General features: G+C 74.3%; 19 protein-coding genes. 5 read left to right on the top strand and 14 right to left on the bottom strand.

From position 1 onward, the window contains the following. The first annotated feature begins 44 nt into the window (after positions 1 to 44). Positions 45 to 686: an NAD(P)-dependent oxidoreductase gene (locus tag ACWEQL_RS24610; protein ID WP_452152470.1), complete on the top strand. Its 642-nt coding sequence runs from the start codon at positions 45 to 47 to the stop codon at positions 684 to 686. A gap of 54 nt (positions 687 to 740) precedes the next feature. Here ACWEQL_RS24610 and ACWEQL_RS24605 read toward each other — a convergent pair whose 3' ends face one another. Together ACWEQL_RS24605 and ACWEQL_RS24600 are read right to left on the bottom strand one after the other, a co-directional pair. After that, positions 741 to 1,382 carry an AMIN-like domain-containing (lipo)protein gene (locus ACWEQL_RS24605; protein WP_452152469.1) on the bottom strand — a complete coding sequence of 214 codons (642 nt, stop codon included), beginning with the start codon at positions 1,380 to 1,382 and terminating at the stop codon, positions 741 to 743. A 151-nt stretch (positions 1,383 to 1,533) separates the two neighbouring features. After that, positions 1,534 to 2,154: a histidine phosphatase family protein gene (locus ACWEQL_RS24600; RefSeq protein ID WP_452152468.1), complete on the bottom strand. Its 621-nt coding sequence runs from the start codon at positions 2,152 to 2,154 to the stop codon at positions 1,534 to 1,536. 321 nt (positions 2,155 to 2,475) lie between these two features. Here ACWEQL_RS24600 and ACWEQL_RS24595 point away from each other — a divergent pair, with 321 nt between their 5' ends. Continuing rightward, positions 2,476 to 2,700 carry a CbtB domain-containing protein gene (locus tag ACWEQL_RS24595; protein WP_452152467.1) on the top strand — a complete coding sequence of 75 codons (225 nt, stop codon included), beginning with the start codon at positions 2,476 to 2,478 and terminating at the stop codon, positions 2,698 to 2,700. A 17-nt stretch (positions 2,701 to 2,717) separates the two neighbouring features. Continuing rightward, a complete protein-coding gene (locus ACWEQL_RS24590) occupies positions 2,718 to 3,539 on the top strand; it encodes a CbtA family protein (protein WP_452152466.1) in 822 nt (273 codons plus the stop codon). A 154-nt stretch (positions 3,540 to 3,693) separates the two neighbouring features. On the opposite strand, the gene ACWEQL_RS24585 is transcribed toward ACWEQL_RS24590, so the two are convergent. Beyond that, entirely contained in the window at positions 3,694 to 4,107 is a 414-nt protein-coding gene (locus tag ACWEQL_RS24585; RefSeq protein ID WP_452152465.1) for a hypothetical protein, read from the bottom strand. Positions 4,108 to 4,252: 145 nt separating this feature from the next. On the opposite strand from ACWEQL_RS24585, the gene ACWEQL_RS24580 reads away from it, so the two are divergent. After that, complete coding sequence (locus ACWEQL_RS24580; RefSeq protein WP_452152464.1) at positions 4,253 to 5,140, top strand: MBL fold metallo-hydrolase; 888 nt, start codon at positions 4,253 to 4,255, stop codon at positions 5,138 to 5,140. A 96-nt stretch (positions 5,141 to 5,236) separates the two neighbouring features. Here the strand turns inward: ACWEQL_RS24580 and ACWEQL_RS24575 are convergent, their stop codons facing one another. Next, a complete protein-coding gene (locus ACWEQL_RS24575; protein WP_452152463.1) occupies positions 5,237 to 5,620 on the bottom strand; it encodes a hypothetical protein in 384 nt (127 codons plus the stop codon). A gap of 666 nt (positions 5,621 to 6,286) precedes the next feature. Between ACWEQL_RS24575 and ACWEQL_RS24570 the strand changes: the two genes are divergently transcribed. Then, the gene (locus ACWEQL_RS24570) at positions 6,287 to 7,729 is read left to right on the top strand and encodes a lytic transglycosylase domain-containing protein (RefSeq protein WP_452152462.1); all 1,443 of its coding nucleotides are present in this window, start codon (positions 6,287 to 6,289) and stop codon (positions 7,727 to 7,729) included. A 228-nt stretch (positions 7,730 to 7,957) separates the two neighbouring features. Here ACWEQL_RS24570 and ACWEQL_RS24565 read toward each other — a convergent pair whose 3' ends face one another. The 10 genes from ACWEQL_RS24565 to ACWEQL_RS24520 form a co-directional block, all read right to left on the bottom strand. After that, entirely contained in the window at positions 7,958 to 8,542 is a 585-nt protein-coding gene (locus tag ACWEQL_RS24565; protein ID WP_452152461.1) for a TerD family protein, read from the bottom strand. Between the two features lie 229 nt (positions 8,543 to 8,771). Continuing rightward, positions 8,772 to 9,419, bottom strand: coding sequence for a class I SAM-dependent methyltransferase (locus ACWEQL_RS24560; RefSeq protein WP_452152460.1), 648 nt, complete (start codon positions 9,417 to 9,419; stop codon positions 8,772 to 8,774). 276 nt (positions 9,420 to 9,695) lie between these two features. Beyond that, a complete protein-coding gene (gene yidD / locus ACWEQL_RS24555) occupies positions 9,696 to 10,256 on the bottom strand; it encodes a membrane protein insertion efficiency factor YidD (RefSeq protein ID WP_452152459.1) in 561 nt (186 codons plus the stop codon). Between the two features lie 89 nt (positions 10,257 to 10,345). After that, positions 10,346 to 11,119, bottom strand: a complete 774-nt coding sequence (locus ACWEQL_RS24550; protein ID WP_452152458.1) for a bestrophin-like domain — start codon at positions 11,117 to 11,119, stop codon at positions 10,346 to 10,348. A gap of 164 nt (positions 11,120 to 11,283) precedes the next feature. Next, entirely contained in the window at positions 11,284 to 12,114 is an 831-nt protein-coding gene (locus tag ACWEQL_RS24545; RefSeq protein ID WP_452152457.1) for a hypothetical protein, read from the bottom strand. 227 nt (positions 12,115 to 12,341) lie between these two features. Then, entirely contained in the window at positions 12,342 to 13,751 is a 1,410-nt protein-coding gene (locus tag ACWEQL_RS24540; RefSeq protein ID WP_452152456.1) for a family 2B encapsulin nanocompartment shell protein, read from the bottom strand. A 492-nt stretch (positions 13,752 to 14,243) separates the two neighbouring features. Further along, positions 14,244 to 15,149 (bottom strand): DUF1963 domain-containing protein, encoded by a 906-nt coding sequence (locus ACWEQL_RS24535; RefSeq protein ID WP_452152455.1) that lies wholly within the window; start codon positions 15,147 to 15,149, stop codon positions 14,244 to 14,246. Positions 15,150 to 15,254: 105 nt separating this feature from the next. Further along, a complete protein-coding gene (locus ACWEQL_RS24530) occupies positions 15,255 to 15,758 on the bottom strand; it encodes a hypothetical protein (RefSeq protein WP_452152454.1) in 504 nt (167 codons plus the stop codon). A gap of 217 nt (positions 15,759 to 15,975) precedes the next feature. Further along, the gene (pdxR, locus tag ACWEQL_RS24525) at positions 15,976 to 17,460 is read right to left on the bottom strand and encodes a MocR-like pyridoxine biosynthesis transcription factor PdxR (RefSeq protein WP_452152453.1); all 1,485 of its coding nucleotides are present in this window, start codon (positions 17,458 to 17,460) and stop codon (positions 15,976 to 15,978) included. Between the two features lie 77 nt (positions 17,461 to 17,537). Further along, positions 17,538 to 18,050, bottom strand: a complete 513-nt coding sequence (locus ACWEQL_RS24520; protein WP_452152452.1) for a universal stress protein — start codon at positions 18,048 to 18,050, stop codon at positions 17,538 to 17,540. Positions 18,051 to 18,410: the final 360 nt, after the last annotated feature.

Below are 18,410 nucleotides of genomic sequence, written 5' to 3'. Positions count from 1 at the left end.
CGCACCCCTTCCCCCCGTACACACCCAGCAGAAGGAGCACCCCCATGCGCATCACCGTCTTCGGCGCCACCGGGAACGTCGGCCGTCGCGTCGTCGCCGAGGCCCTCTCCCGCGGCCACGAGGTCACCGCCGTGGTCCGCGACCCGTCCCGCCCGCACGGCCTGCCGGAGGACGCCGCCGTCGCCGTCGGCGACGCCCGTACGGTCGAGGACGTGGCCAGGCTCGCCGCCGGCCGGGACGTGGTGATCACGGCCACCCGTCCGGCGCCCGGCAGCGAGCACGAACTCGCCGTCGCCACCGAGGGCCTGCTCACCGGGCTCGCCGGCACCGGTGTGCGGTTGCTGCTCGTCGGCGGCGCCGGGAGCCTGCGACTACCCGGCCGGGACGACGGAGCCACCGTGGTCGACGACCCGGAGTTCCCCGCCGACTGGCGGCCGATCGCCGACGCCTGCGACGAGCAGTTCGCGCTCGCCCGGGCCTCGGCCGGCGTGGACTGGGCCTACCTCAGCCCGTCCGCGCTGCTGGAGCCCGGCGAGCGCACCGGACGCTTCCGGCTCGGCCGCGACGAACTGCTCGTCGACGCCGACGGCCGGTCGGCGATATCGATGGAGGACCTGGCGGTGGCCCTGCTCGACGAGGCCGAGCGGCCCGCCCACCACCGCACACGCTTCACCGCGGGCTACTGACCCGCCCGGCCCGACCCGTCCGGCCCGGACAGGTCGGGCCGCTCCGTCAGGGGCTCACCTCCACGAGGCCGGGACGGGGCTGCTGGTCCAGGAGTGGGCCACGTCGACGACGAGCCGGTCGTCGAGCTGGAACACCCGGAACGGCAGCCGCGCCCGGACCCCGAGGCCGACCTGGGTCTGGCCCTCGAAACTGGACGCGAAGCGGGCGTCCCGGAAGGTCTGGTAGCCCGTGAGGTCCACGCCGGGCAGCGGCTGGCCTGCTCGGCCCGGATAGGTCGGGCCGCCGGTGTTCGGATCGTACGAGGGCGCGATGACGACGATCTCCAGGATCGCGCCGCCCGCGACCGGCAGCGGCATGCCGGAACCGTCCTGGTGGAGCACGTCGACGTAGCGGACGTGGTAGCCGGCCGGGTGGGCGGCCGAGCTGCCCGGCACGTCGAGGACCAGGCGGTCGTAGCAGGGGTGCTGGCCTGTCCTGATGTTGCGCAGCGGCTGCGCGTTGAAGGCGGCGAGGTCCTCGGGCAGGCTTCCCCAGCCGGTCGGGCAGACCGCCTGGGATGTCCCGCTCGCCAGGTCGGTCTGGGCGACCGCCGTGAGGGTCTTGGTGGGGGCCGGGCCCGCCGAGGCGACCGCGGTGGGAACCGCGACGGTGAGGGCGAGGGCGAAGGCGGCCGGGATGATGGTCCAGCGTCGCATGGTCTGCCTCCTCGGGCAGTGCGTCCGTCTCTCATCATGAAGGACGAGCGCCCGCGCCGCCGGGTTGCACCGGCAGGCCGACCGTACGCAGGCAGTACGCCGACCCGTCGGTGTCAGCGGGCCGACCCGTCAGCGTCGGCACGCCGATCCGTCAGCGCGCCGATCCGTCGAGCCGGGCCGAGACCCGCAGGTTCCACCGGCCGGAGCGCCCGCTGAGCCCGGTGGCGGACAGCGGCGGCACGTCCAGCCGCCAGTACGCCTGTGCGGGGGCGCCGAGCGCGTGCACCCCGGCGGCCCGGATCACGTCCGGGCCGGCCACCGCCAGCACCCGCCCGCCGGCGGCCCCGCCCGACGCGTCGGCGGTCCCGGCCGGCCGGCCGGCGGCGAGCCCGTCCAGCCAGGCGCCGACCCGCTCGCACAGCTCACGTACGGACTCGCCGCCGTGCGGGGCGGCGGAGGGGTCGCTCAGCCACTCCATGACGGCGGACGGCTCCTCGGCGGCCACCTCGTCGAGGGTGCGCCCCTGCCAGCGGCCCATCCCGCAGCCCCGCAGCTCCGCCACGGGCTCGGCGGAGGCCAGGCCGAGCGCGACGGCGGTCTCCCGGCAGCGGCCGGCGGGGGAGGTGACGATCCGGCGGGCGGCCGGCAGCGCGGACGCGGCGGCCCGGGCGGCGCGCAGCCCGGCCTCGTCCAGCGGCCCGTCCTCGTCGAACCGGGCCTGCCGCAGCGCGTCGCCCGTCGCGGGAGAGATGAAGATCACCCGTACCGTCATATGGCCCTCCTTCGTACACCTGTCATCCGTACACACCCTCGGACCAGGGCGGTTGCCGTGGCGGAGGGCGCGTCACATCGCGCGCGCGCCGGTTGGATGCGCCGGTGCGAGCCCTTGGCCGACCCGGGGGTAAGCGGTACGGTCTCTCCGACATAAGAAGACGACGGCGAGACGGAAGTCCGGTGGGAATCCGGCACGGTCGCGCCACTGTATGCCGTCACCGGCCGCCTCACGCAGCGGCGGGCGACGGCAAGTCAGACCCGATGGCCGTCGTTGAGCTCCACCGTACGGGACGCGTGGTTCCCCAAGGAGGTCCCTGCCATGGCACAGTCCATCGTCACCCCCAGCCTGCCCGTCTCCGGGTCCGCACCGGCCTCGCTGCCGATCCGCGCGATCCTGCCCTGGGCCGCCTTCATCGGCACGCTGATGCTGGTCCTGCTCTACTTCGTCGGCGCCGAGCAGGGCGCCACCTCGGTGTTCTCGGGTGCGGCCGTGCACGAGTGGGTGCACGACGGCCGGCACCTGCTCGGCTTCCCCTGCCACTGATCGGGGGACGCGCACAGATGCACGCCTCCACCGTCAGAAGACTCCTCGTCCGCGGCATGATCGCGGGCCTGGTCGCCGGGCTGCTCGCCTTCGCGGTGGCCTACCTGGTCGGCGAGAACTCGGTCGACGCCAGCATCGCGCTGGAGGAGACCCAGTCGGCGCCCGCCCACCACCACGGTGACGCGGCCGACGCCGCCGCGGCCGCCCCGGCCGCCGAGGAGGAAGAGGAGCTGGTCAGCCGGACCCTCCAGTCCACCGCGGGCCTCGCCACCGGCGTCCTGGTCTACGGAGTGGCACTGGGCGGGATCGCCTCGCTGGTGTTCTGCTTCGCCCTCGGCCGGGTCGGCCGGTTCAGCCCGCGGGCGACCTCGGCGATGGTGGCCGCGGCCGCCTTCACCACGGTCTACCTGGTGCCGTTCCTGAAGTACCCGGCCACTCCCCCGGCGGTCGGGAACCCGGACACCATCGGCAAGCGCACCACGCTGTTCTTCCTGATGATCGCGCTGAGCGTGCTGCTCGGCGTCGCCGCGGTCATCCTCGGACGGCAGCTCGCGCCGCGCCTGGGCAACTGGAACGCCACGGTCGCGGCGGGCGGCGGCTACGTCGCCGTGATGGCGCTGGCCGCCATCCTGCTGCCGGACAACGGCGACGCGGTCGCGGAGACCTTCCCGGCCGCGCTGCTGTGGGAGTTCCGCCTCGCCTCGCTCGGCATCCAGGCCGTGCTCTGGGCGGCCTTCGGGCTGGCCTTCGGCGCCATGGCCCAGCGGCTGCTCGTCCCCGCAGCGGCCGAGGGGGACGCCGCGGCGGCCAGCCGACCGGTGCCCGTCACCACCGGCTGACCCGGGCCGGCCCGGCGGGATCCGATCCCGCCCCGAACTGATCTCGCCCCCTCCGATGGCGCGCCGGAGGGGGCGAATCGTTTCCTCAGGTCGGGTCACGCGTCCTCGATCAGGACACACGCCCTCAGTTCAAGTCGCATGCCCTCGGTTCAGGTCACGCACCCTCGGACGGCCCGGAGCGCCGCTGCCGCAGCCAGGCGACCAGCCCGACGCAGCCGAACACCCCGAACGCCGCCACCTTGATCGCTCCCTTCGCCAACAGCCAGCCCACCAGCGGGACCGAGAAGCCCATCAGGTGGAAGAGCGCCAGCAGCACACCCGCCGCCAACACCGCGGCCACCACCGTCGCCACGGCCGCTGCCCCCTTGGACAGCTCCCGCTCGGCCGGCGCCGCGTCCTCGACCGCTCCGGTACCGTCGACCGCGCCCGCTGCCGGGGCCTGTGCCGGCGCCGCCGTCTCCTCGGCCTCGCCCCGCCCCTCGGACGGCTTCGACAGATCGACCCGCCCGCTCGCGTCTGACGGCTCCCGTTCCTCGGACGTCCTCGCGTCCTTACCCCCATGTTCCATGCCTTCGATCCTAGGGCCTGTCGTGCACAGGGCGAACCAGGTCATCCGGGTGGTGAGCACGACGGCCTGACGTGACGTCGACTGGTAGCGTCGATCGTGCCCCGGCCCTCGCACCGGGCCCGAACGATCCGCAAGGGGAACACCCATGGCCGCCGCAGGTACGCAGACCGTCGACTTCACCGCCCCGGTCTCCGGGCGCTCGCTCGACGTGCGCTGGATCCACGGTTCGGAGTCGGCGAAGCACAACACCGACCCGGAGATCCAGGTCCACCGGTACGACGAGCACACCGTCATCCTGCGGCAGAACAAGGCGGTCAACTACGAGGCGCCGTTCCTGTTCCTGCTCTTCGGGGACGAACGCGCGGTGCTGATCGACACGGGCGCGACCGCCGAGGCCGAGTACTTCCCGCTGCGCCGGGTGGTCGACGGGCTGATCGACGAGTGGCGGGGCCGCCACCCGCGGGGCGGGCGCCCGTACCCGCTGCTCGTGCTGCACACCCACGGGCACGGTGACCACGTCGCCGGCGACGAGCAGTTCGCCGACCGCCCGGACACCGAGGTGGTGGACGCCGACCTGGCGAGCATCACCGGGTTCCTCGGCCTCGGGGCGGATCCCGACCACCCGGCCCGGCTGGACCTCGGCGGGCGGGTCCTGGAGTGTCTCGCCAGCCCCGGCCACCACGAGGCCGCGGTCACCTACTACGACCCGTACACCGGCTTCCTGCTCACCGGCGACACCGTCTACCCGGGCCGGCTGTACATCGCCGACTGGCACGCCTACAAGGCGACGATCGACCGGCTGATCGCCTTCGCCGCGACCCGGCCGGTCAGCCATGTGCTGGGCTGCCACATCGAGATGAGCACCCGGCCCGGCGTCGACTACCCGATCCGCTACACGTACCAGCCCGACGAACCGCCGCTCCAGCTGGCGGTCTCCCACCTGCGCGACATCCGCAAGGCGCTCACCGAGGTGGCCGCCCGGCCGGGACACCACCCGTACCCCGAGTTCGTGATCTCCTACCGGACCCACTGAGCCCGCGCGCCTCACCCGACCCGCCGATCCTGCGCGCCTCACCGGACCCGCTGATCCTCCGGGGCCGCCCTCGCCGCGCCGGGCGGCCCCGGAGGATCAGCGGGTGCCGTGGTGGGTGTCGCCGGTGTACTCGCCCGTCTCGTGGTCGGCGAAGCTCACCGCGAGGGTGACCCGGTACTCGAAGACGTCCTCGCGGTGGCCCGGCACCCTGGCCCAGGCCACCGAGTGCACCTCCGCCTCCGGGGCCTGCCGGCACCAGGTGGCCGCCTCCTCCAGGGCCCGGGCCGCCGTCCGCCCGGTGCAGACCACGGCCGTGTAGGCGGCCACGGCCAGATCGCCACCGGATCGCACGTCGCGCGAGGCCGCCCGGACGGCTGCCGCGGCCCGGCTCAGGTCCCGGGCCAGATCGTTGACCACCCGGGCCGGCGCGGGCAGCGGTCCCGGGCCCTCCACGACGGCCTCCGGCAGGTTCGAGCTCACTTCTACGGCCTCCATCCCCGAAATCACGCGCCCAGGATGCCGGGGCGCTCGGCATGGCATGCCCATATTCACCGGAACATCGCCCATCCGGGGAGCCGATGGTGTAGGGGTTCACGCCGGGCCGCCCGCACTGCCATGATCGGCGCACGACTGCCCGGTTCGGGGCTCCGCACACCGGCCCGCCGCACACGTACGGCCGGCCGGGGGCCGGGCACCGCGCGTTCGTCCGGCCGGCATGTCCGGTTCACCCGGAGCGGCCAAAAGCCATTGACCGCATCATAGTTGACTACTCATCAGTTCAGGCGACGCGCGCCCCGCGCCACCCGGCGGCCCGGTCGGCCGCCCTGCCGGCCGGGCCCACCCTGCTCGTCCCCGCCGCCGCGGCCCACGAACGCCTCGCGGCGGCGGGCGCGGAGATCGCCTCGGACGGCACGCTGACCGAACTCTGAACGGGATCGGCGGGGCCCGGGGCGGCAGCCGCCCGAGGATTCTCCGAAGGCCCCCGGGCGGTGGGCCGTTGGGGCAGGGGTGGGTGTCCGGGGCGGGCATGGGTGTCCGGCGTTCGTCCCCTGTTCATCGATGGGCGGGGGCTCACCGGAATGGTCGTGATACTAATCATCTTTCAGGCGGGTAGGTGGTGGGGCGGCGAGGGGGAGGTACCGCGTGATGGCCAGGTTGCGGGCTGGGCAGGGCGAAGAGCGGCGGCGGACGGGCCGGGCGGCTCTGCGGCGGCGGGCGGCGGGGACTGCGGCGGCGTTCACCGCGATGGCCGCGCTCACCGGTTCCCACACCACGGGCGTCGACCCCGTGGTGGTCGCGGCCACCGGGCCGGCCACCGCCGACCGGGCCGCCGGCGCCACGGCGTCGGGCGGCGCCGACGCGTCGCTGCCGAGCCTGGAGGGCGCCCCGCTGGGCGGCGCCCCCGTGGACGGCGGCGGCACGCTCCCGCTGGCGCAGCCTCCCGTGGTCGTGCCCGTGGGCACGGCCACCGGCCCGCAGACCACGGCGCTCGGGAGCCCGTTCCGCACCGGGCCGGCGCTGCCGGAGACCGTGTTCACCGCGTACCGCAACGCCGAGGCCGCGCTGGCCGTACGGTCGCCGGGCTGCCACCTGCCGTGGCGGCTGCTCGCCGCGATCGGCGAGGTCGAGTCGGGCCAGGCCAACCGCGGGCGGGTGGACGCCGGCGGGACGACGTACACGCCGATCCTGGGGCCGGTGCTGGACGGCAACGGCTTCGCCGCGATCGCGGACACGGACGGCGGCCGCTACGACGGTGACCGGGTCTGGGACCGGGCGGTGGGGCCGATGCAGTTCATCCCGTCCACCTGGGCGTACTGGGGGGTCGACGCCAACCGGGACGGCCGGACCGACCCGAACAACATCCACGACGCCGCCGAGGCCGCGGGCCGCTACCTGTGCGCGGGTGGCCGGAACCTGGCCGATCCGGCGCAGCTCGACCGGGCGATCCTGGGGTACAACAACTCGGGCGAGTACCTTCGGACCGTCAAGAACTGGATGGCCCACTTCACCGACGGCACCACGGCCACCGTGGCGGACCGTCCGCCGCTGCCCGTCACCGACCGGCCCGCCTCGCCGCTGACGCCCGTGACCACGCCGACCGCCGCGCCCTCGCCGACGGCCCCGGCACCGGTGACCACCCCGAGCGCGAGCCCGAGCCCGGTGCAGACGCCGACCGCCGGGCCCACCCCGGGCGGGTCCGCCTCGCCGTCCGCGAGCGCCTCCCCCTCGGCGGGCGCCTCGCCGTCGGCCACCGCGAGCCCGTCCGCCACGGCCACGCCCTCCGGTACCGGGACCCCGGTGCCCACGCCGACCGGCTGCCCGACCGTGACCCCGACCGCCTCGGCCTCCGCCTCGGCGGGCGCGACCGGTGGCCCGTCGGCCACCGCCACCGCCACCGCCACCCCGACTGCCACGGCGAGCCCGTCCGCGACCCCGACGACGACCCCGACCGCGGTGCCCACCGGCTGCCCGACCGTTCCCGCCGGGCCGGCGGCCGCGAGCAGCGCCCCCGGCGCGGCCACCGCCACGCCCGCGCCCGCGCTCTCCCCCGCGGCCGTCGCCCCCTCGTCCGCGCCCTCGGCGAACTGAGCGACCTCCGACGCCCCTTGACGGGCACCACGGCCGCGCCGTGTGATGGTGCGAGCGCCATCACACGGCGGCCACGCGGGGGGAGCGTCAGGCATGGAACGACGGCGACCGAGGTTTCGCATGCCCAAACCGGAGACGGTCTGGCTGGTCCTGATCCTGGTACTGCTGGCGGTCGGTGTCTCCTACGCGGCGCTCGCCGACCACCACTGAGCCCTCGGCGGCGCGGGACTACAGGTGCCGGACCAGCTCCGGCATCAGGTCCTGGAAGGTGCGGCCGCTGGCCGGCTGGCCGATCGCGGTCATCTGCCAGCCCGAGGCCGAGCGCTGCACCTTCGCCATGATCTGGGCGGTGTACGGGCCGCCGCCGGTGAGCGTGTAGCGGGCCAGCTCCGCGCCGGTCTGCTCGTCGACCAGACGGCAGAAGGCGTTCTCGACCTCCTGGAAGGTCTGGCCGGTGAAGGAGTTGACGGTGAAGAGGATCTGGTCGACCTCGGCCGGCACCCGCTTCAGGTCCACGGTGATCGACTCGTCGTCGGTGGCGCCGCCGGTGCCGCCGACCAGGTTGTCGCCGCTGTGCCGCACCGAGCCGTCGTTGCTGGTGAGGTGCTGGAAGAAGACCACGTCGACCGGCTCGCCCTTGGCGAACAGCACGGCCGAGGCGTCCAGGTCGATCTCCTGTGCGGACAGCAGTTTGGCCAGGAACCCCTTGCGCTGGGCGGCCCGCCAGCCGAGGCCCATCCGGACCACGCCGAGCTGTCCTCCCCCGGGCTTCTCCAGGCTGAGCTTCTGCCCCTTGGCCAGCGAAACACTCATCGCGCCCTCCTCGTTCTCCGCCTGCGCGAGTCCTGAATCTACAACACTGTAGAGCGAGCCGGTTCCGGCGCCCGCCGTGACGTCGCGTCACGACGGGCGCCGTCCGCGTGCCCGGTCCGTTCCTCCCCGTACCCCGCTTCGACGATGATCACAATCCGTCATGCCCATCGGGTGAACGAGCGTGGACGAGTACGCCACGAACCGGGGCCACCCGAACGGGCCCGCGGTCCTAGGGTGTGCGGGTCAGCCGGACCAGTGCGTCGATCGCCTCGGCGGCCACCCCGGCGGCGGGGCCGGTCCGGTCGTGGGCGGCCTCCGCGCCGACCGGGCGGCGCACCCGCTCCGCCCGTACGGTGGTCAGGCCCGCCGGGGCGAGGTCGTCGAGCACGTCCTGCGGGGTGAACAGCACCCGGGCGTCCCGGGGGCCGCCGGCGCCCTCGGTGAGGTTGGTGGTGTCGTGGCCGACCACCAGCAGGGTGCCACCGGGGGAGAGCGCGGCGGCGGCCCCGCGCAGCGCGGCCCGGCGCTCCTCGGCGGGCAGCTGGAGGTAGGCGACCAGGACCAGGTCGAAGCCCTCCTCCGGGCCCCGGTACGTACGGACGTCGCCCGGCTGCCAGTGCACCCGGGCGGCCACCTCGGGGTCCACGGCGGCGGCCAGCCTGGCACCGCGGTCGAGGGCGACCCGGGAGAAGTCCAGCGCGGTGACCCGCCAGCCCCGGCCGGCCAGCCAGATGCTGTTGCGGCCCTCGCCGGCGGCGAGGTCCAGGGCCCAGCCGGGCGGGAGGTCGGCCAGCTCGCGGACCACCCAGCGGTTGGGTCCGGCGCCCCAGACCAGCTCGCTCGCCGCGTACCGCTCGTCCCACGCGCCGCTGTCCATCGGGTCCTCCTGCCGCCGGTGGATCTCCACGGTACCGGCCGGGGCCGGTCGACCGGCGGTCGGAGAGCTCCTGGGTCCACGACGGCACCGAGTCCTGGACCGGCGCCACGTACGCCAGGAGCCAAGGGGGCTGGGCGGCGGCTCCGGAGAACGACGACGCCTCCGGGAGCCTGCTCAACGCGATCCACGAGGGCCTGAAGTGATCCGCCGCTGACCGGAACGCCGGGGCCCGGCGGTGAACGAGGGGTTCACCGCCGGGCCCCGGCGCGCAGCATGTCAGTACCGGTCCGGCACCGGGTCCGTCCCGCCGCGGCGCGCCACGCCCGGACGGCAGCGCAGCAGCCGGCCGACCGTCAACCGGGCACCGCGCACGGCCCCGTGGCGGTGCAGCGCCTGCACCGCGTAGGTCGAGCAGGACGGCGTGTACGGGCAGCAGGCGGGCCGCCCGGGGCTGACCTCGGTGCGGTAGTAGCGCACCGCGCCGTACAGCACACCGGCCGCCACCCCGCGCGGAGCGGGCGCCGCCGGGTCCGCGCCGGCCGGGCGGCGACGGCGGCCGCCGAGCGCCGCTCCGAGGGCGAACCGGACCCCGGCCGCCATCATCACCGGGATCATCGCGATCAGGCAGGGGTCCCCGAGGTCGCAGCAGTCGCAGGCGTCCAGGCAGTCGCCAGGGTCCTTGTCGTCCTTCTTCTTCTTGGTGCGCCGCTTGTACTCCAGCCAGGCGCGCCGCTGCTCCTTGCGCCGCCGGCGCTCCTGCTCGGGCAGCCACCACCACGCCCGCTCGGGGCGCGGCGGCGGATACATCAGGCCCGGTGCGGGCTGCTGGTAGGACACGGCTGACGACCTCTCGTACTCCCCCGTTCCGGACCTACCGGGCCCGGTATCCGGTCAGACTATCCGAGGGGACGCGGGAGACCGGCCGCTCAGTTCTTCTCCCCGAGCGCCGGGAACAGGTCGGTGAACGGCTGCGTGGTCACCGAGATGCCCCGGCCGAACGGGTCGTCGAAGTCCCAGATCAGGAAGAGCAGGAAGGCGATCAGCGCGCTGAACGCGCCGGCCAGCAGCAACTCCCGCGTCGAACGGCGGATCTGCAGCGCGAACACCATGCCGACGGTCACCACGGCCCCGATGATCAGGCCGAACCAGACCACCCCGGGCATGGTCGGCCCGGTGCTCTGGCCGCGCGCGTTGCGGGCCTCGTCGGCGGTGCTGATCCGGTCCATGACCGGCTGGTAGGCCTGCGCCTCCAGGTCGCTCGCGGGCACCCGGTTGGCGAAGTCGCTGCGGAGCTTCGCCAGCAACTCGGTGCCCCGGTCGCTGATCTCGCCGTGCTCCTCCATGTAGTCCCACTCGACGTCCACCACGTAGGAGACGTACGCGTCGACGTCCGCCTGGACGGTGTCGCGGAACTCCACCGGGAACACCTGGGACCGCGCGCTGACCTCGTGCAGGGCCTGGGCCTCGCGCAGCACGTCGTCCTGGGCCGCGCCGCGCGCCTCCCAGACACCGGCGATGGCGAGGCCGAGCACGATCGCGTAGACCACGCCGATCATCATCGTCATGTACTCGATGACGTCGGGCGTCTCGTCGGTGTTGTCGTCCTCCTCGTTCACTCGGCGGTGCCTGAGCACGACCACCACCACGACGACGGCGCAGGCCGCCGACATGGCGATGGCCAGCGCCAACCACTCGGACATGGGGAACTCCTCTCCAGGGATGCTCGGTTCTGCTGTCGTTCACCGAGGTGCCGCCGCGTCTCGCGGGGTGCCGCCCGTCCCGGCCCACGCCTGCCCGGCGCGGGCAGGCGTGGAGGGAAGGAACGCGGCACGGGTGGACCCGGCGGCCACTCCGGCGGGGGTCGTCAGGACCGGCCGGAGCCACCACCGGCGGTACGGCCGCGCGGGCGCAGCGCCGCGGCCGCGAGCACGGCGGGGACGGTGACCAGCAGCATGGTGGTGGTCGGTGAGGTACTCCGGTGCCGCTGCGGCTCGGGCGCCGGCGGCGCCATCGGCACCCGTACGGGCCTGGCGACCGCCACCGGCTTGACCGGGGCGGGTACCGGACTCGGTGCGGCCGGTGGCGCGGGCGGCACCGGGGGTGGCGGCACCACGGCCTGCGGACTGGGCCGCGCGGAGGGGACGGCCGTCGGCCTCGGCGTCGCCGCGGGTGTCGGCGAGGCCTTGGGCGGGGCCGGCGGTGGGGTGGGCCGCGGTGTCGGGACCGGCTCGGGCGGCCGGACCGGGGTGGGGGTCGGCGTCGGCACCGGGGTGGGTGTCGGCGTCGGGGTTGGCTTGGGCGTGGGGCTGGGCTTCGGCGTCGGGCTCGGACAGGGGTGGTGTGGCCAGGGCGGGTGCCCCGGCTTGGAGTGTCCGGGCCTCGGCTGGGAGGGCCTCGGGTGCGGCTTGGGCTGGGGCCCGGTGTGCGGACCGCTCAGGACGCCGGAGAGGTCCACCGTGACGTCGACGTCCACGTCGACCCCGACACCCACCTCCACCCCGCCCTTGCCGACCGAGACGGACACCTCGGTGGTGGCGGAGACGCAGGTGCGGGCGATCGGGCCGTGCGGGGAAGGGGACCTGGCGGCCGCGGAACCGCTCAGCAGCGCGCACAGGGCGGTGACACCGAGGACGGCGCCGGCCTTCCCGGCCCGCCGCCCGGCCCGGGGTGCCGGTATCCGTTGGGGCTGGGGCATGCGCTCTCCACACACCTTTCGCGTCATCCGGGGAGGGCCGACCGACGGACGGCCCGCCCCGTGGGGAGGCGAGCCGTCCGTCATAAGAGGAAACGATCTTCCGCTGCGGTGGTTACGGCCGCTCCGCGAAACGCGGAGCGGCCGTGGGCGCGGCGTCGGGTCCGGCCGTGGTCCGGCCGCCGTTCAGCCGTGCGGCCGCCGGCCTCGGCCGGGCCGCCCGGGGCGGGTCAGCTGCGGCCGTGCGCGATCTCGACGTTCTCCAGCACGCCGACCGCGTCCGGCACCAGGATCGCGGCGGAGTAGTAGGCGCTGACCAGGTAGGAGATGATCGCCTTCTCGTCGATGCCCATGAAGCGCACCGACAGGCTCGGCTGGTACTCGTCCGGGATGCCGGTCTGGTGCAGACCGATGACGCCCTGGTTGTCCTCGCCGGTCCGGATCACCAGGATGGAGCTGGTGTTCTCCTTGGTGATCGGGATCTTGCTGCAGGGCAGGATCGGGACCCCGCGCCAGGCCGGCACCTGCTGCCCGCCGAGGTCGACGTGGTGCGGGTAGATGCCGCGCTTGTTGAGCTCGCGGCCGATGGCGGCGATGGCACGCGGGTGGGCGAGCAGGTAGTCGGGGTCACGACGGCGGCTCAGCAGCTCGTCCAGGTCGTCCGGGGTCGGCGGGCCGGAGTGGGTCTGGATCCGCTGGGCGAAGTCGGCGTTGTTGAGCAGGCCGAACTCGGGGTTGTTGATGAGCTCGAACTCCTGGCGCTCGCGCAGCGCCTCGATGGTCAGCCGGAGCTGGTGCTCGATCTGGTTCATCGGCTGGTTGTAGAGGTCGGCGACCCGGGTGTGCACCTTGAGGATCGTCTGCGCGACGCTCAGCTCGTACTCGCGCGGCTTGAGCTCGTAGTCCACGAAGGCACCGGGCAGTTCGACCTCGCCCTGGTGGCCGGCCGACATGGCGATCTCGGCCTCGCCGCGCTCGTTCTGGCGCTGGAGCGGGAGGGCGAGGAACTCGGCGAGGTGCTGCTGGAGGGCCGGGGAGCCGTCCCGGACGGCCTGGAACTCGCGGCGGGGCAGCGAGAGCACGGTGCCGGCGGTGACGGCCTTGGCGGTGAACTCCCAGACGGCGTCCGGGTCGAGCACCGCGTCCTCGCCGAAGCGGTCGCCGTCGCCGAGCACGCCGACCACGGTCTCGTCGCCGTACTTACCGGTGCCGACCTTGTTGATCTTGCCGTGGGCGATCAGGAAGATGCGGTCCGCCTGGGCACCGCGCTCGGCCAGCACCTCGCCGGGGCCGAAGTCGCGCTGCTCGCAGCGGTCGGCGAGGGCGGTCAGCACGCCGTCGTCCTCGAAGCCGCGCAGCAGGGCGAGTTCGCCCAGCTCGCGCGGGATCACCCGGACCTCGGAGCCGGTCTTGACGAACTCGATCCGGCCGTCACCGACCGTGTAGGTGAGCCGTCGGTTCACCCGGTAGGCGCCGCCGGCGGCCTGCACCCAGGGGAGCACCCGCAGCAGCCAGCGGGAGGTGATCTCCTGCATCTGCGGTGCGGACTTGGTCGTGGTCGCGAGGTTGCGGGCAGCGGCCGTGGTGAGGCTGGACTGCTGCGTCACCTGCTGTGTCTCCGGGCTGGTGTCCACGGACATCGGCAGGATTCTCCTTCATCTGGTCATGTCGCACCGCCCCACCGCGAGAGCCGTCACCACGGCAGACCCGATGGAACGTCAGATAGGCGTATGTATGGGGGTGTTGGGGAACCCGGCGCGAGATTCTGGACTCCTCGGTCGGCCCATCGGGAACCCTAGATCACCGGGAACCGACACGGCCGCAGGGACCACTCGGAGCCGCCCGATAGGGTGAATCTGGACCATGAAGTGGTTGGAATCTCTCAACACCGCGCTACACCGCTTCGAATCCCTGTGCATGCGAATCGCCGCTGCCCCGGAACTCCGGGCTCCGCCCCGACCACCGCCCCGACCCGGCCCGCACCACCGAACCCTCTTCGAACAACTCGAACGCGAGTGTTGGATTCGAACGCACGACCACGAAATGCCCGCCCGTGCACGACGAGGAGCGCGCGGCCACTACCGCGCGCCCCTCTGCTCAGGCGATCCGTCGGGTGCTCTCCCGGAGGTCCGTCAGGCGACCTCGAACCCCTGCCGGACCTCGTCAAGGATCCCGTCCTCCAGGTCCTCCTCGTCGATCCAGAACGAGACGTTGACCAGCTCGCCCCACTCCATGCCGAGGAAGGTGTTCTCCACCTGGAGCAGCGGGCGGTGCCAGTCCGGGCGGCCGGTGTCGGTGTCGCACCAGCCGAGCACCCGGACGTCGGGACGGGGCAGCCGCTCATGGAGGTCGGCAGCGAGGTCCATCGCCACCAGGAAGTCGTCCGGGAACAGCGACTCCAGCTCGTAGTCCTGGTAGGAGGGCGCGGAGAGCAGCCACCGGGCACCGACCGGCACAGCGCGCACCAGGGCCGCCCCCTCGGGCGCGGGCCGCGGCGGGGCACCCGCCGGAACGTGCAGCACCCGGCAGCCGGCGCCCCGGAAGTCGGTGATCCGGTCGTCGTGGAAGAACAGCAGCAGGCCCTCCTCCGGCAGCGGCCAGTCCTCGGCGGCGGGGGCGCTCGGGGAGTCGGGGCCACCGGGGAGCGCGGGGCCGTCACGGAAGGCGGCGGCCATCGCGGCGCAGTCCAGCTCGGCGAGCAACTGCATCGGACGGCCGTCGAACTCGGGCCAGTCGATGCCGTCCGGCAGCGCGGGCAGTCCGCCCAGCCGGCCCACCGGGCGGGCCCGCTCCCCTCCGAGCGGCTCCCCTTCGAACGGCTCCCCTTCGAGCGGCTCCCCGTCGAACGGCCTCGCGGCGGCCGGCCTCGCGTCCAGCGGCTCCAGGGCGAGGGAGGGGCGCAGCAGCCGGGCGACCAGGGGCGCCGTCTTCTCATCGGCCCGCGCGCGGATGACCCCGTCCAGGTCGGCGGGGATCGGGAACTCGGCCGTGGGCGCGGCGGCGGGAGCGGCCTCGGCGGTGCGGTGCTGGTCTGCCATGGCGGAGAGCCTGCCACGGGGGTCCGACAACGGCGCGAACGACCCGTCAGGTGCCGGTACGGGGGAAGCCGGCACCTGACGGGGGATCGGGGTGGAGCGGAGGGATCAGGGGCAGGTGACCTCGTTGCCGGGGACGTCGAAGATCCCGGAGTCGTTGGCGGCGCCGGACTGGTACTCGTAGTAGAGGTAGGTGTAGAAGTCGATCCGGGAACCGCAGCCGGAGTCGGCGGCGATGGTGTAGGTCAGGGTCACCGTGGTGCTGGAGTTGGCGGCGACCGGGACGTCGTGGTGGACCAGGCCGCTGGTGGCGCCGGTGTCGCAGCCGCTGACGTTGCCGCCGCAGGCGGAGAACGCGTACTTCAGGGCGGTGGCCTGGGAGGTCGCGTAGGTCGGCTGGATGGACTGGTAGACGAACTGCACGGCGGTGTCGTGCGGGTTGGTCAGGGTCAGCGTGAGCGTGACCGTTTCGCCGGGGGCCGCCGTCACCTTGTCCGAGCTGACGGCGAGCAGCGGGGTGTCGGCGTGGGCCGGCGTGGCCATGAGGAGCAGACCGACGACGAAGGCCATGATCGCGGAGAGACCGAGACGCCTTGCATGTGTTCTGCGCATGCCAGTGAGCCTAGGCGGCGGCGCCGGCTCCGGGCCCTTCCTCCACCGCGGCCCGTACTGGCATATGACAAAGAAGCAGACGCACCGGGCCATTGCACACGCCGCGTCCCCGCCCGCCCCGCCGCGGGAGGTTAGGGTCCGCCCCTCGGATTCTTGCCGGGTTCACAACAAGCCCCGGAGGTGGACCCCGGAGACCCTCCCCCGCGCCGCCCCGGGCTCAGACCGGCGGGGGCAGGACGTCGCAGAGCGCGGCGAGCGCGGCCGGGTAGGCGTGGTCCGGCGGGGTCGCGTAGCCGACCACCAGGCCGTCGGTGGCGGGCATCGCGACCGGGTCGGCCTGCGGGTGGCGGTAGTCGGCGAGCCCCTCCACGGCCAGGCCCCGGTAGCGGGCGGCCTTGAGCACCGAGCGCTCGGTGCCGGGTTCCAGCCGCAGCACGGCGTGCAGTCCGGCCGCGATGCCGGTGACCTCGACGTGCGGGGCGCGGGCGTCCAGCGCGGCGACCAGCCGGTCCCGCCGGTCGCGGTAGCGCTGGCGCATCCGGCGCACGTGGCGGTCGTACGCGCCGGAGTCGACGAACTCGGCGAGGGTCAGCTGGTCCAGCGCACTGGCCCAGGCCTCGCGCTCGCCCTTGGCGGCGAGCACCCGGTCGACCAGGTGGTCCGGCAGCACCATCCAGCCGAGCCGCAGCGCCGGCGACAGGCTCTTGCTGGCCGTGCCGAGGTAGACCACCCGGTCGGGGTCGAGCCCCTGGACGGCCCCCACCGGCTGGCGGTCGTAGCGGAACTCGCCGTCGTAGTCGTCCTCCAGGATCAGCCCGCCGCCCGCGCGGGCCCAGTCCACGGCGGCGGCCCGCCGCCCGGCGGCCAGCGGCCCGCCGGTGGGGAACTGGTGCGCCGGGGTGAGCAGCGCGGTGCGGACCTCGGGGTGGCCGGCCAGTTCGCCGACCCGGGCGCCGTCATCGTCCAGCGACAGCGGCACCGTCCGCACCCCGGCGCGGGCCAGCAGCATCCGGTGGAAGCCCAGCCCGTACCCCTCCACGGCGAGCGGCCCGGACAGGACGGCGCGGGGGCCGCCCTCGAAGAGCAGCCGGAGCGCGTGGGCGAAGCCGGAGCACACCACGATCCGGTCCGGGTCGGTCCGCACCCCGCGGGCGCGGGCCAGGTAGTCGGCGAGAACGGCGCGCAGCTCGCGCCGCCCCTGCGGGTCGCCGGGGCCGAAGGCCTCGTTGGGGGCGGCGGTCACGGCGCGGCGGGAGGCGGCGAGCCAGGCGGCGCGGGGGAAGGAGGCGGCATCGGGCTGCCCCTGGCGCAGGTCGTGCCGGGGACGCGGTTCGGGCGTGGGGCGGTGGGCGCGGACCGGGGTGGCGGGTTCGGCGCGGTGGGCGACGGCGGTGCCGGACCCCTGGCGGGCGGTGAGCCAGCCCTCGGCGACCAGCTCGGCGTACGCCTCGGCGGCGGTGTTGCGGGCGATGCCGAGGTCGGCGGCGAGGGAGCGGTACGGCGGCAGCCGGATGCCGGGGGCGAGGCGGCCGGTCCGGATGGCCTCGCGCAGGGCGCGCATCAGCGCGGCCCGGCGGCTGCCGGTACCGGCCAGCTCCAGGTGCAGGTCGGTGCCGATGGCGGCGGCCGCCGCGGGCTTCGGGCCGTCGTCCTGACCGTCCCGGTGACCGGGGGTGGGCGGATTGACCGGTGCTTCCGTCATGGCACAGCACCCTATCGCCGGTCACTGACGGGCGTCGGCCGCACACCGGGCCGAAGGCCGCCGTCCGGGCGCACCCGTCAGGGCACCACGGTGACCGGCCAGCGCCCCGCCTTGACCATCCGGACGGCGACCGAGCCGATCACCCGGTGCCCGGCCTGCTCGGAGCCGCCGACCACCACGGCGTCGGCCCGCAGGTCGTCGGCGGTGCGGGCCAGTCCGGTGTACGGGTCGCCCCGGAGGGTGAGGAACCGCCAGTCCAGCCGCCACAGGTCGCGCAGCCGCTGCTCGGCCTCGCGCAGTGCGGCGAGGAGCTCCTCGGCGATCTCCCGGGTGGTCTCCTCGACCGCCGCCCCGGCCAGCACGGTGGCGGCGGCCAGCACGGGCTGCACGTAGACCACGGCGAGGGTGGCGTTCTGGCGCCGGGCGAGGCCGGCCGCGTAGGCGGTGGCCCGCCAGGAGGATTCGGAGCCGTCCAGTCCGACCAGGATCACCGTCGGCCCGTCGGTCCCCAGCTCGAACCCGGCCGGGGCCACCGCCCGGCCCGGCTCCCCGGCCCCCTCGGGCACCCGCGCTTCGCTCTCGTCGCTCATGGCCCGAGGCTATGCCGGACACGGTCCGTGGCTCCGGAGGCCACGGCGGGTGACGACTGTGGCCGGGGCCACCCGGGAGCGGGCGGCGGGGCGGTGGTTCCGACACGGAGGACCGATGCGTCGTCACACGCTGTCGACCGTGTGCGCGGCCTCACAGGGGTGATGGTGTGGTCCGGGCCACTTCTCCGCCCTGTTCGATCTTGCAAATCGGGGCATTTGCCTTCAAATCATCCCATTTCCTTGATCCTTACGGCCGGTAACAGCACCCTGAGCTGCCCGAACCTCCGAATCCTTGAAACCGGCCCCGAGGCCCCCGTAACTTCGAACCCGTTGCACCGAGCAAGCCGCTCACCAGGGCCC

The organism is Kitasatospora sp. NPDC004240, from assembly GCF_053603215.1.
This window is presented reverse-complemented; position numbering and strand designations above follow the sequence as displayed.